The 12,052-nt window shown below is 70.7% G+C and carries 9 protein-coding genes and 1 riboswitch; of the genes, 5 read left to right on the forward strand and 4 right to left on the reverse strand.

Going from position 1 to position 12,052, the window contains the following annotated elements; all coding sequences use genetic code 11:
• Positions 1-163: 163 nt before the first annotated feature.
• Both BM237_RS03015 and BM237_RS03020 read right to left on the reverse strand, forming a co-directional pair.
• Complete coding sequence (locus BM237_RS03015; protein WP_093847523.1) at positions 164-943, reverse strand: enhanced serine sensitivity protein SseB; 780 nt, start codon at positions 941-943, stop codon at positions 164-166.
• An 88-nt stretch (positions 944-1,031) separates the two neighbouring features.
• Entirely contained in the window at positions 1,032-1,640 is a 609-nt protein-coding gene (locus tag BM237_RS03020; protein ID WP_245793379.1) for an AAA family ATPase, read from the reverse strand.
• A 312-nt stretch (positions 1,641-1,952) separates the two neighbouring features.
• Positions 1,953-2,062: riboswitch (glycine riboswitch) on the forward strand.
• A gap of 174 nt (positions 2,063-2,236) precedes the next feature.
• Here BM237_RS03020 and gcvT point away from each other — a divergent pair.
• The 5 genes from gcvT (at position 2,237) to BM237_RS29660 (ending at position 7,793) form a co-directional block, all read left to right on the forward strand.
• Positions 2,237-3,364 (forward strand): glycine cleavage system aminomethyltransferase GcvT, encoded by a 1,128-nt coding sequence (gene gcvT / locus BM237_RS03025; RefSeq protein WP_093847525.1) that lies wholly within the window; start codon positions 2,237-2,239, stop codon positions 3,362-3,364.
• A gap of 145 nt (positions 3,365-3,509) precedes the next feature.
• Complete coding sequence (gcvH, locus tag BM237_RS03030) at positions 3,510-3,887, forward strand: glycine cleavage system protein GcvH (protein ID WP_093847526.1); 378 nt, start codon at positions 3,510-3,512, stop codon at positions 3,885-3,887.
• A 74-nt stretch (positions 3,888-3,961) separates the two neighbouring features.
• The gene (gene glyA / locus BM237_RS03035; RefSeq protein ID WP_093847528.1) at positions 3,962-5,230 is read left to right on the forward strand and encodes a serine hydroxymethyltransferase; all 1,269 of its coding nucleotides are present in this window, start codon (positions 3,962-3,964) and stop codon (positions 5,228-5,230) included.
• Between the two features lie 183 nt (positions 5,231-5,413).
• Positions 5,414-6,823, forward strand: coding sequence for an L-serine ammonia-lyase (locus tag BM237_RS03040; RefSeq protein WP_093847530.1), 1,410 nt, complete (start codon positions 5,414-5,416; stop codon positions 6,821-6,823).
• Positions 6,824-7,532: 709 nt separating this feature from the next.
• On the forward strand, positions 7,533-7,793 hold the full coding sequence (locus tag BM237_RS29660; RefSeq protein ID WP_240957949.1) for a hypothetical protein: 261 nt from the start codon (positions 7,533-7,535) through the stop codon (positions 7,791-7,793).
• Between the two features lie 618 nt (positions 7,794-8,411).
• Here the strand turns inward: BM237_RS29660 and BM237_RS03050 are convergent.
• Positions 8,412-9,878, reverse strand: coding sequence for an aminopeptidase P family protein (locus tag BM237_RS03050; protein WP_093847534.1), 1,467 nt, complete (start codon positions 9,876-9,878; stop codon positions 8,412-8,414).
• Positions 9,879-10,575: 697 nt separating this feature from the next.
• Positions 10,576-12,024: an alanine/glycine:cation symporter family protein gene (locus BM237_RS03055; RefSeq protein ID WP_093847536.1), complete on the reverse strand. Its 1,449-nt coding sequence runs from the start codon at positions 12,022-12,024 to the stop codon at positions 10,576-10,578.
• Positions 12,025-12,052: the final 28 nt, after the last annotated feature.

The following is a 12,052-nucleotide window of genomic DNA, read 5'->3' on the forward strand; positions in this document are numbered from 1 at the left end:
CCTTCTCGCGTCGTCCTCGCTCACCGGGCCGCGCGCGCGTCCCGTCCCGACATCCAACCAGCTTACGGTCCGCACCCGACAGGGTCCGGACCACTCGGCCGTTTCCGGGCAGGGGCGCCCTGGCCGGGCGCCCGGCCGCGGGGACACCGGGCGGCCCGGGGGGTCAGTACGGCTGGTCCTGGCGGTCGTAGAAGGGCCGCACGCACTGGCGCATCCAGTCCACGACCGGGTCCTGGGCCGCGTCCAGCAGCACCATCTGCACCGGCCACCGCACCGGCTCCCGGCCCAGCGCGCGGCCGAGCGCGTCGTGCGCCGCCGCGCGGGCCTGCGGGTCCAGCAGGTCCAGCTCCACCCCGACGAACAGCGCGGGCGCGTCCCCCTCGACGCTGGCCAGACCGCGGCGGGCGGTGCGGACCTGCGGCAGCACCGCGAACTCCCCGGCCGCGGCGGCCAGGAAGTCCACCGGCTCCTCCTGCCAGTCGGGCTCGAAGAGCCGGACCCGGGCGCCGCTCGCCATCCCCGGGATCCCCTCGGCCCCGCCCTCGCGGCACAGTTCGGCCACGGCCTCCGGGGGCAGCGGGACGCCGACGGTGCCGTCGGGGTTGACCGCGATTCCCACCTGCGGCGGCAGGCCGCGGGCGAACTCCCGCGCGGGCGCGACGGCGAAGGGCAGATGCGAGCCGACGCACCGCAGGAACTGCTGCTCGGAACTGAAGACGGGCACATAGGGCGCCCCGTCGAGCTGGATCGTGGGCAGGTCGAGGTTGGGGCTTTCCGGCCCGCCGCCCTCGGGCAGCGGCACCCACAGACTGCTGCGGCCGAGCACCTCCAGCAGCCGGGCGCCCGCTCCCGGGGCGCCGAGGGAGGCGGCGAGGGTCTCCTCCAGCTCGTTGCCGGGCCAGTCGCCGCCGTGCCCCGGTCCGTACTGCTGCGGGATGGTCATGGGAAAACCCTATCGGCACCGGGTGGGTGCGTCCGCCCTCGTCCCGCGCCCGCGTCCACGGGGCGCACGGGGCGCCGGGCGCGGGACCTCAGTCGAACACCACCCCGCGCAGCGCCCCCGCCGCTCCCCGGTCCAGCAGCACCGACGCGACGCAGCCCCTGGGCAGCCGCCCGGCCTCCGCGTCCGCCACCAGCCGGCGCACCGCCCGCCGGTGCCGGGCGAAGGCGTACGCCGACACTCCGCGCCCCCGTTCCGCCTGCCCGGCCAGCGCCACCCGAGGCGGTACGTCCAGCAGCAGCAGGTGCACGGCCCGCCCGCGCCGCCGCGCGTCCCGGGCCAGCCAGCGGCGCACCCAGCCCTGGGCCCCGCAGTCGTGCACCACCACACCGGCGCCCGAGGCCAGGGCCCGCCACAGCGCGAGATAGTGCGCGGCCCTCACCAGGGGGCGGTAGGCGGCGTACGGCAGCCGGGCGGGCATCCGCCGCTCCCAGCGCTCCCGCATGTCCTGGGAGTCGATCCGCACCACCGCGTCGCCCTCGGCGACCACGCGGCGGATCAGGGTGGACTTGCCGCTGCCCGGCAGCCCGGAGACGACCACCCGGTCGCCCGCGGGGAAGCGCAGGATCCGCACCGCCGCGGTGCCGCGCAGATCGCGTCCGCCGGCTCTCCCCGCTCTCTCCGGTGCTGCCGTGGGCACTGCCGCGGGCACCGCCTTCCCCGGCGTCACCCTGCGCCGGGGCGGCGCTCCGCCCTGTGCCGCACAAGCACTCTCCAGGCTGCTCACCGGATACGCCCTCCCCGCTTTCGCGCCACGTGCTCGCGGCGTCACCCTGAGCGTGTCAAGAAGGACGACGGTGGACAAGACGGCAGCTCACCAGGTGTGTCACGGTGCCGTACCCGTCACGTCACCCCCCTCGTCCCGGACGCGGCGGCACGGCTTCGCGCCCGCCCGGGGGGCGGTGCGCGCCGGGCGTGCGATGATGAGCGGGTCAACTGCATACCGGCCGATCGAGTCCGCACGGGAGAGTTCCCGGAAAACGCTGGTCACGACGGTTTCCGGGGCGCCGAAGGAGCAAGTCCTCCCTTGAATCTCTCAGGCCCCGATACCGTGTGGACGAGGCAGATCTGAAAAGCGGGCGGTCCCCGAGCGGGCCGTCCCACCCAAGGTGCAAGCCGTGGCCCGCCCGTGCGGACTCGTGGCGAACCTCTCAGGTTCCGATGACAGATGGGGAGGACGTGTCCTTCCCGCCGTCCTCGCACGACATCGCCACCTCGCCTGGGAGCCTGCCGACCATGAGTGATTCCCCCCGCCGTACCGCCCTCGACTCCGTGCACCGCGCCCTGGGCGCGACCATGACGGACTTCGCGGGCTGGGACATGCCGCTGCGCTACGGCAGCGAGCGCGACGAGCACAACGCCGTGCGCACCCGCGCCGGCCTGTTCGACCTGAGCCACATGGGCGAGATCGCCGTCACCGGCCCGCAGGCCGGCGAGCTGCTGGACCGCGCCCTGGTCGGCCATCTGTCCGCCGTCGCCGTGGGCCGGGCGCGCTACACCATGATCTGCGACGAGTCCGGCGGCATCCTCGACGACCTGATCGTCTACCGGCTGGGCGACGAGGAGTACCTGGTCGTCGCCAACGCCTCCAACGCCCAGGTGGTGCTGGACGCCCTCACCGAGCGGCTCGACGGCTCCGGTCTCACCGGCGCCGCCGTGCGCGACGACCGCGACGCCTACGCCCTCCTGGCCGTCCAGGGGCCGCGGGCCGCCGTCGTCCTGGCGAAGGTCACCGACGCCGACCTCGACGGTCTGAAGTACTACGCCGGGCTGCCCGGCACGGTGGCGGGCGTGGACGCGCTGATCGCCCGCACCGGCTACACCGGCGAGGACGGCTTCGAGCTGTTCGTCGCCCCCGGCGACGCCGAGACGCTGTGGCGGGCGCTGACCGAGGCCGGCGCGGACGAGGGCCTGGTGCCGTGCGGGCTGTCCTGCCGCGACACGCTGCGGCTGGAGGCGGGCATGCCGCTGTACGGGCACGAGCTGACCCGCTCCACCACCCCCTTCGACGCCGGGCTCGGCCGCGTGGTGAAGTTCGACAAGTCCGGCGACTTCACCGGCCGCGCCGCCCTGGAGGCCGCCGCCTCGCGCGCCGCCGAGAACCCGCCGCGCAAGCTGGTCGGCCTGGTCGCCGCCGGCCGCCGGGTGCCGCGCGCCGGATACGCGGTGGTCGACGCGGACGGCTCGGTGATCGGCGAGGTCACCTCCGGCGCTCCCTCCCCCACGCTGGGCAGGCCGATCGCCATGGCCTACGTGGACGCCGCCCACGCCGCCCCGGGCACCGGGGGTGTGGCGGTGGACATCCGCGGTACGCATGAGCCCTACGAGGTCGTCGCGCTGCCGTTCTACCGGCGCGAGCGCTGACGGCCCCGGCCACCGCCGTACCACCAGCCGTACCACCAGCCGTACCGCCCGACCGACCGCCCCTTCCCGCGCCCCCGCCCGGGATCCCGTCCCACCTGGCAAGACCCGTTTCTCACACCACACCCCTGATCAGGAGAATCACGTCATGAGCAACCCCCAGCAGCTGCGCTACAGCAAGGAGCACGAGTGGCTGTCGGCCGCCGAGGACGGCGTCTCGACGATCGGCATCACCGAGCACGCGGCGAACGCCCTCGGCGACGTCGTCTTCGTGCAGCTCCCGGAGGTCGGCGACACGGTGACCGCGGGTGAGACCTGCGGCGAGCTGGAGTCGACCAAGTCGGTCAGCGACCTGTACGCGCCGGTCACCGGTGAGGTCACCGAGGTCAACCAGGACGTGGTGGACGACCCGGCGCTGGTGAACTCCGCCCCCTACGAGGGCGGTTGGCTGTTCAAGGTCCGGGTGACGGACGAGCCGGCGGACCTGCTGTCCGCTGACGAGTACGCCGCCTTCACCGGCGAGTGAGCGGCGGCCCGCCCGCCCCTTCCGCGCCCGGATCCGCCGTCCGCCGCCATCCCACCACGATCGGAAAGACCCGGATGTCGCTTCTGAACAGTTCCCTGCACGAGGTCGATCCCGACGTCGCCGCAGCCGTCGACGCCGAGCTGCGCCGCCAGCAGAGCACCCTGGAGATGATCGCCTCGGAGAACTTCGCTCCGGTCGCCGCCCTCCAGGCCCAGGGCTCGGTCCTCACCAACAAGTACGCCGAGGGCTACCCCGGCCGCCGCTACTACGGCGGCTGCGAGCACGTCGACGTGATCGAGGACATCGCCCGCGAGCGGGTGAAGGACCTCTTCGGCGCCGAGGCCGCCAACGTCCAGCCGCACTCGGGCGCCTCGGCCAACGCCGCGGCGATGTTCGCCCTGCTGCAGCCGGGCGACACCATCCTGGGTCTGGACCTGGCGCACGGCGGCCATCTGACCCACGGCATGAAGATCAACTTCTCCGGCAAGCTGTACGACGTGGTCGCCTACCACGTCGACGCCGAAACCGGCCTGGTCGACATGGAGGAGGTCGAGCGGCTGGCGCGGGAGCGCCGCCCGAAGCTGATCATCGCCGGCTGGTCGGCGTACCCCAGGCAGCTCGACTTCGCCGCCTTCCGCCGTATCGCCGACGAGGTGGGCGCGCTGCTGATGGTGGACATGGCGCACTTCGCCGGTCTGGTGGCCGCGGGCCTCCACCCCAACCCGGTGCCGTACGCGGACGTGGTCACCACCACGACCCACAAGACGCTGGGCGGTCCGCGCGGCGGGGTGATCCTGTCGAAGCAGGAGCACGCCAAGAAGATCAACTCCGCGGTCTTCCCCGGCCAGCAGGGCGGCCCGCTGGAGCACGTCATCGCGGCGAAGGCCGTCTCCTTCAAGATCGCTGCGACGGAGGAGTTCAAGGACCGCCAGCGCCGTACCCTGGAGGGCGCGAAGCTGCTGGCCGAGCGGCTGACGCGGCCGGACGCGGCCGAGGCGGGCGTCGCCGTGCTGTCGGGCGGCACCGACGTCCACCTGGTCCTGGTGGACCTGCGCGACAGCGAGCTGGACGGCCGGCAGGCCGAGGACCGCCTGCACGCCATCGGCATCACCGTCAACCGCAACGCCATCCCGAACGACCCCCGCCCGCCGATGGTCACCTCGGGTCTGCGCATCGGCACCCCGGCGCTGGCCACGCGCGGCTTCACCACCGACGACTTCCGCGAGGTCGCGGACGTCATCGCCGAGGCGCTGAAGCCCTCGTTCGACGAGGCGAAGGCCAAGCAGCTGGCCGGCCGCGTGTCCGCGCTGGCCGACAAGCACCCGCTGTACCCGGGCCTGTAGGCCCCGGCGCGGCACCCGGGTGCGCCGCCCCCGCCGGCGGCGCACCCGGTCCGCCCAGTCCACCCGGCTCACCGGCCCTCCCGGCCACCGACACCGTGTCCCCCGTCCCGCACACCCGCGGGGCTCCACGCCCGCCTTACCCGGCGGGCCGCGAACCACGAGCAGACAAGGGAGTCCGCCACCGTGGCCATCTCCGTCTTCGACCTCTTCTCCATCGGCATCGGCCCCTCCAGCTCGCACACCGTGGGCCCCATGCGGGCGGCCGGGATGTTCGCACGCCGGCTGCAAAAGGAAGGCGTGCTGGCCGGCACCGTCTCGCTGCGGGCCGAGCTGTTCGGCTCCCTGGGCGCCACCGGCCACGGCCACGGCACGCCCAAGGCCGTGCTGCTGGGCCTGGCGGGCCACTCGCCGCGCACCGTCGACGTCGAGGCCGCGGAGGCGGAGGTCGAGCGGGTGCGGCGCTCGGGCCGGCTGGGCCTGCTCACCGCCGGCGGGGAGGGCGGCTCCGAAGACGGCAAGGGCGGTGGCGGCCACGAGATCGCCTTCGACGTCGACCGCGACCTGGTGCTGCACCGCCGCCGCTCGCTGCCGTACCACGCCAACGGCATGACCCTGGCCGCGTACGGTGCCGACGGCGCGCCGCTGCTGGAGAAGACCTACTACTCGGTGGGCGGCGGTTTCGTGGTGGACGAGGAGGCGGCCGGAGCCGGCCGCATCAAACTCGACGACACGGCGCTGAAGTACCCCTTCCGCACCGGTGACGAGCTGCTGCGCGCCACCCGCGAGACGGGCCTGTCCGTCTCGGCGCTGATGCTGGAGAACGAGCGGGCCTGGCGGAGCGAGGAGGAGATCCGCGCGGGCCTGCTGGAGATCTGGCGGGTGATGCGCGAGTGCGTGGCCCGCGGCCTGTCGCGGGAGGGCATCCTGCCCGGCGGTCTGAAGGTCCGCCGGCGCGCGGCCGCCTCGGCGCGGCGGCTGCGCGCCGAGGGGGACGCCGCGGCGCGTGCCATGGAGTGGCTGACGCTCTACGCGATGGCGGTCAACGAGGAGAACGCCGCCGGCGGGCGCGTCGTCACCGCTCCCACCAACGGCGCGGCGGGCATCATCCCGGCCGTGCTGCACTACGCGATGGAGTTCGTCCCCGGAGCGGACGACGACACGGTCGTGCGCTTCCTGCTGACCGCGGGTGCCATCGGCCTGCTGTTCAAGGAGAACGCTTCCATCTCCGGCGCCGAGGTCGGCTGCCAGGGAGAGGTCGGCTCGGCCTGCTCCATGGCCGCCGGCGGTCTCGCCGAGGTCCTGGGCGGCTCGCCCGAGCAGGTCGAGAACGCCGCCGAGATCGGCATCGAGCACAACCTGGGCCTGACCTGCGACCCCGTGGGCGGCCTGGTCCAGATCCCCTGCATCGAGCGCAACGGCATGGCCGCGGTCAAGGCGGTCACCGCGGCCCGGATGTCCCTGCGCGGCGACGGCCGCCACCACGTCTCCCTGGACAAGGCCATCAAGACGATGAAGGAGACGGGCGCGGACATGAAGGTCAAGTACAAGGAGACCGCCCGCGGCGGGCTGGCCGTCAACGTCATCGAGTGCTGAAGGGGCGGCCGCCCTGACCTGCGGTTCCTGTCCTTTCGGAACTGTCGGGCCCTTTCTCGTCTACACGACGGAAAGTCCCTGAGAAGTCCCTCGGAAGAAGCGGAGAGTCCCTGAAAACTCCCTGGGAAGGGGCCGGGCGGAGCACCCGCACAGCACCTGATCAGCTCCGGAGTCTCCGGGCGGGCAGCCGTACGGATGCCCGCCCGGGGACTGGCTGTCTCGGAAAGCGCAGCGCAGCAGGCCAACCACTTGGCTGGCCCGCCTCATGAAGCTTCCGCCTCACCCTTCTTTCTCCATGCCCATCACAGCGCCTCCTCTCTGTCACCATGTACGGGTGACAGAGAGAAACCCAGGTCAAGGAACAGCAAAGCCGTTCTAACTCCGCAGGTCAGGAAGCTGGTCCCCGCGCGAGCGGGGGTGGTCCGGCTTCGGCCGCCGGTGGTTACTCCGGGGCCGCCGCGTCGACCGTCGCGGGCCCGGCGGACGGGACGGCGGCCGTGGTGGTGACTGAACCGTTCCGGGTTCGGCGCGGTGCGGGCAGCAAGCCGCTGCCGCGCGTCCCCTTGCCGCCGCCTTCTCTTCCTCTGCCCTGGCACTCGCCCAGAATCACTGACTGTCGTCAGGACAGCAAGGCAGTCGGACCAAGCACGCACCCGCTCGGTGTTCATTTGTCAGACAGGGCTTGGCCCCGGCCGGGATCCCGGTCTGCTTGGTCCATGCGCTGGCCGATGCCGCCGCCGCGCGGGACAGCGGCGACTGGGCCTGGGACGCCGAGTTCTGCCTGTTGACGTGCGGCCGCGCCGACGGCTCCCGGCCCAACCTGTTGGTCGCCGCCCGGGATGCCGAGGCGGCCGGGCGCTTCGACCTCGCCTGGACGGCCCTGGACCGACTGGACCGCGCCCCGGTCGGCCCGGCGGCGCGCGCCCGGCCCGCAACCACTCCCCCATGCGGGCGTGCACCTGGTCGATAGCGGCTCCGGCCCGACGCAGCACCTCGGCCTCAGCTGGGGTCTTGCGGATCCGCAGCGCGTCGAGCACCTGCCCGTCGAGTTCCTGCCGGGCGTCGGGCAGCACGGTGCGGAAGGCGGCGGCCTTCTCGGCCCACATGTGATGCTCCACCGCGACCCGCACCGTGCTGCGGGGAAGGCGGGCGGCGACGAGAGCGTACGGGGCCTCGGTCCCGCCCCGGCCGGTGATCTCGATACCGAGGCCCCCGGCCGGGGAGGCGTGCGCCTCGGCCCGCTCCAGCTCCGGTACTACGAGGAAGGGTTTGTCGGCAGCGGGCAGGACGAGGCAGGTGAGACGCTCCAGGGGCTTGGCGTTGTATCCGGTCGCAATCACCCGGCTCGACGATCGCCGAGAGTGGCACATGCGCTTCGAGGCGGCGATGCGGGGCCTGCCCGACCACCAGCGCCGACTGTCGCCGTGCTGCCGCTGCTGTCGGCGTACGCCCGCCCGGGCGAGCCGGGACCCTGGGGGTCGGTGGCGGTGCCGTACCCTCGCTCTCACCAGGGTTCATCGGTAAGTGCGTCGCGGATCTGAAGCTGCTCGGCCTGCTGTAGCGGACGCGGGGGGACGTGTGGCGGTCGTCAGCCCCGCAGCCGGGCCATCCAGGCCTCGACCTCGTCCGCCGTCCTGGGCAGGTCGGCCGAGAGGTTCTCGTTGCCGTCGGCGGTGACCAAGATGTCGTCCTCGATCCGGACGCCGATGCCGCGGTACTCCTCGGGCACGGTCAGGTCGTCAGACTGGAAATACATCCCCGGCTCGACGGTGAGCACCATGCCGGGCTCCAGCGTGCCGTCCACGTACAGTTCGGTGCGGGCCTTGGCGCAATCGTGGACGTCCAGACCGATCATGTGACCGGTGCCGGCCAGAGTCCAGCGGCGCTGCAGGCCGAGCGCGAAGACCTCGTCCACCGACCGGTCGCCGAACAGGCCCCAGGAGACCAGGTGCTCGGCCAGGGTCCGCTGGGCAGCGTCGTGAAAGTCCCGGTAGGCGGCGCCGGGCTTGACCGCAGCGATGCCGGCCTCCTGCGCCGCGAACACCGCTTCGTAGACCTTGCGCTGGATCGGGGTGAAGCGGCCGCTGACGGGCAGGGTGCGGGTGACGTCGGCGGTGTAGAGGTTGTTGGTCTCCACTCCGGCGTCGAGCAGCAGCAAATCACCGGGACGGGCAGCGCCGTCGTTGCGGACCCAGTGCAGCGTCGTGGCGTGCTCGCCCGCGGCGCAGATCGAGGCATAGCCGACGTCGTTGCCTTCGATCCGCGCGCGCAGGAAGAACGTGCCCTCGATCCTGCGCTCCAGGGTCGGCTCGTCCGTGCCGAGGACGCGCACGACGTCCTCGAAGCCGCGGGTGGTCGCCTCGCAGGCGAAGCGCAGGTCGGCGATCTCGAACTCGTCTTTGACCAAGCGCATCTCGGAGAGGAAGACGTGGAACTCACCGTCGCGTTCCGCGGTGACCTTGTCATGCAGGGCGGCCTCGACACCGGCGTCGTAGCCGCGCAGCAGGCGGATCGGGCCGGTGGCCTCGGCCAGCCGCCCGGTCAGCGTGCGCACATCGCGGCACGGCAGCCCCAGGAGTTGCTCGTTCTCGGCGAGGCTGTTGCGCCGGCCGTCCCAGAGCTCGCCGTGGTAGTCCTGCCAGAACTCGCCACTCTCGCGGTCCGATCGGGGCAGCATGTAGGCGATCGCTCTGTGTGTGCCGTCCTGGCCGGGCTCCAGGACCAGCACGGCGTCCTGCGATTGGTCACCCGTCAGGTAGACGTAGTCGGAGGAAGGCCGGAATGGGTAGTCCGTGTCGTTGGAGCGAACCTTGGGGTTACCGGAGGGGATCACCAGCAGTTCGCCGGGGAAGCGGGCGGAGAGTCTGGCCCGGCGGCGCGCGGTGTACGCGGCCTGTGGGATGGTCTTGAGGTCGTGTCGCTCGGTGTCGGCCCAGCCCCGCTTCATGTTCTCGGCGAGTTCGTCGCTCACCTTCCCGAGCAGGCCGTTCTTCCGGCTCCCGCGCTCGCTCTCGAGGTCCTCGGGTACCTGACTCTCGGCTGTCCGCTCAGTCATAACCGTCTCCTGATTCGAATGGCTCCAGGCTGCCTTCGGGCGAGCAGCTCTGGTTGTGGGTGGACGGGCGCGGGCGGGCCTCGGCCCGTGAGCCGCATCGGTGTGGTGGGCTGTCTGCCCGTGCGCTCCGCCGTTCCGGCGGTAGGCGCAGTTCGCCCGGATTCGCGTCGATACCCGACTCGTGCCATGGATCTGGGGCTGGTTACTCCTCATTGAGCCCTTGGTCGGCTAGTCGCCCGTCCATGCGTTCGGCTACGGCAGCGGTCCGGTTGGGCTGTTGCCCACCGCCCCTCTCCGAGGGGCGATCGGCATAATGCTGTCGTCCCGGTCACCAGATCGTCGACCGACGGGGCCTGTCCGCGAATGATGCCGGTTAACACAACTGGATTCAGGCCGGTTTCTGCAGCTACCTGCCTCCAGGCGATTTTGCGCCATTCCCTATGGAAGTCGAGGCGACGGCGCAATGCGACCACATTGAAATGATGGCTTGACACCAAGACTCCTTAGGTCAAGGCTTGGGGAACACGCCTGCCTGCGCAACCTGAACGACTTGCGCTGACATGCCGGCCCGAACCCCCTCCCCGACCAGTCTTGAAATACAATGTTAAATTCCCCTCTGGCGCCTGTCAGGGTTTTGCCAACCGACCCCGGTGCGAGGAAAAAGAACTCGCATTGCCTCGCACCGGGTATCAGAAGTTCACATGCTTGGGTTTCTTTCAGGGCTGCTTTCTGCAACCCAGTAGTCGGCATTGTCGATTCCCAGCTTCACAGGATCGAAGACTGGGTCCACTCCAAGTTTCCTCTGACTCTCATAGTCCCGCAGAGCGATCAGGGCGGGCTTGGCCAAGAAGACGAGGCAGATCATGTTGATCCAAGCGAGGGTGGCATAGCCGACATCGCCGATCGCCCACATTATGTCTGCCGATTCGACCGCACCGTAGAAGACCATGGCGAGCATCGCGACGCGGAGGGCGTGCAGGAGTGACTCGTTCCGTACACCGCGAGTCAGGTAGGTCAAGCTTGTGTTGGCGATGTAATAGAAGGCGACGAGCGTGGTGAAGGCGAACAGCCCGATGGCAGTGGCCACGAAGTGAGGACCGATACCAGGGATTACTGAGTCAATGGCTCCTTGCGTGTAGGCGGGGCCTGCCTCGACGCCCTTGATGTGCGTAATGATGTGCTCTCCGGATTCGGTGTGGACGTTATAGTTTCCGGTGACGAGAATCATGAACCCCGTAGCCGTACAGACGAAAAGCGTGTCGATGTAGATCGAGAACGCCTGGACCAGACCCTGTTTCGCGGGGTGAGACACCTGAGCCGCTGCCGCCCCATAGGTTCCTTCGCCGACGCCGGCGACGTTGGAGAAGAGAGCGCGGCGCACCCCCCAGGCGATCGCTGCTCCGACGATTCCGCCGAACACGGAGTCCACCCCGGCTGCGCTCTTGACCACCAGGAGGAAGACGGCTGGCACCTCAGTGAGGTTGGCGGCCAGGACGATGAGCGCCGCGATGATGTAGCCGATGGCCATGAACGGCACCAGTACATCGGCGACACCGACCACGCGTCCTCGCCGGCCGAAGATGACGAAGCCGAGCAGACCGACGAGGACTACACCGGTGAGCCATGGCTTGATGCCCATCGCTTGGTCGAAACTGGCTGCGATGGCGTTGGATTGGACCCCGGGCGCCAGTACCGCGTACAGAGCCAGGGCGGCAGATGCGGCGACGACTCCGAGCCACTTCCTTCTCAGGCCTTTCTCCAGATAGTAGGGAATGCCGCCCCAGAAGGTTCCCTCAGATTTGATCTTGTATATCTGGGCGAGTGTCGACTCGATGAAAGCTGTGGCTCCTCCGAGAAGAGCCATCACTGCCATCCAGAACAGGGCTCCCGGTCCGCCTGCCGCGATGGCCGTCGCCACGCCCGCTATGTTGCCGACGCCGACCCGACTTGACAGGGTCAAGGTCAAGGCCTGAAATGAGCTGATGCCTGCCTCCGAGCGCTCTCCTTTCCATATGTGGCGGATCATGTCGGGGATTCGCCGGATCTGCACACCGCGGGTCAGGATGGTGAATACCAAGCCGAGGCCCAGGGCTAGCACTACCAGCGGGCTCCACAGCCAGTCGGTGAGGGAGGTGAGGAAATTCATGCTTGACTTCCTTTGGCGTACACATGCC

Source organism: Streptomyces mangrovi (assembly GCF_900114215.1).
Taxonomy (GTDB): domain Bacteria; phylum Actinomycetota; class Actinomycetes; order Streptomycetales; family Streptomycetaceae; genus Streptomyces; species Streptomyces barkulensis.

Excerpts from the sequence above, each read along its gene's own strand:
- gcvH (WP_093847526.1), top strand. The coding sequence starts at position 3,510 with ATGAGCAACCCCCAGCAGCTGCGCTACAGCAAGGAGCACGAGTGGCTG.
- BM237_RS03015 (WP_093847523.1), bottom strand. The coding sequence starts at position 943 with ATGACCATCCCGCAGCAGTACGGACCGGGGCACGGCGGCGACTGGCCC.
- glyA (WP_093847528.1), top strand. The coding sequence starts at position 3,962 with ATGTCGCTTCTGAACAGTTCCCTGCACGAGGTCGATCCCGACGTCGCC.
- gcvT (WP_093847525.1), top strand. The coding sequence starts at position 2,237 with ATGAGTGATTCCCCCCGCCGTACCGCCCTCGACTCCGTGCACCGCGCC.
- BM237_RS03050 (WP_093847534.1), bottom strand. The coding sequence starts at position 9,878 with ATGACTGAGCGGACAGCCGAGAGTCAGGTACCCGAGGACCTCGAGAGC.
- BM237_RS03055 (WP_093847536.1), bottom strand. The coding sequence starts at position 12,024 with ATGAATTTCCTCACCTCCCTCACCGACTGGCTGTGGAGCCCGCTGGTA.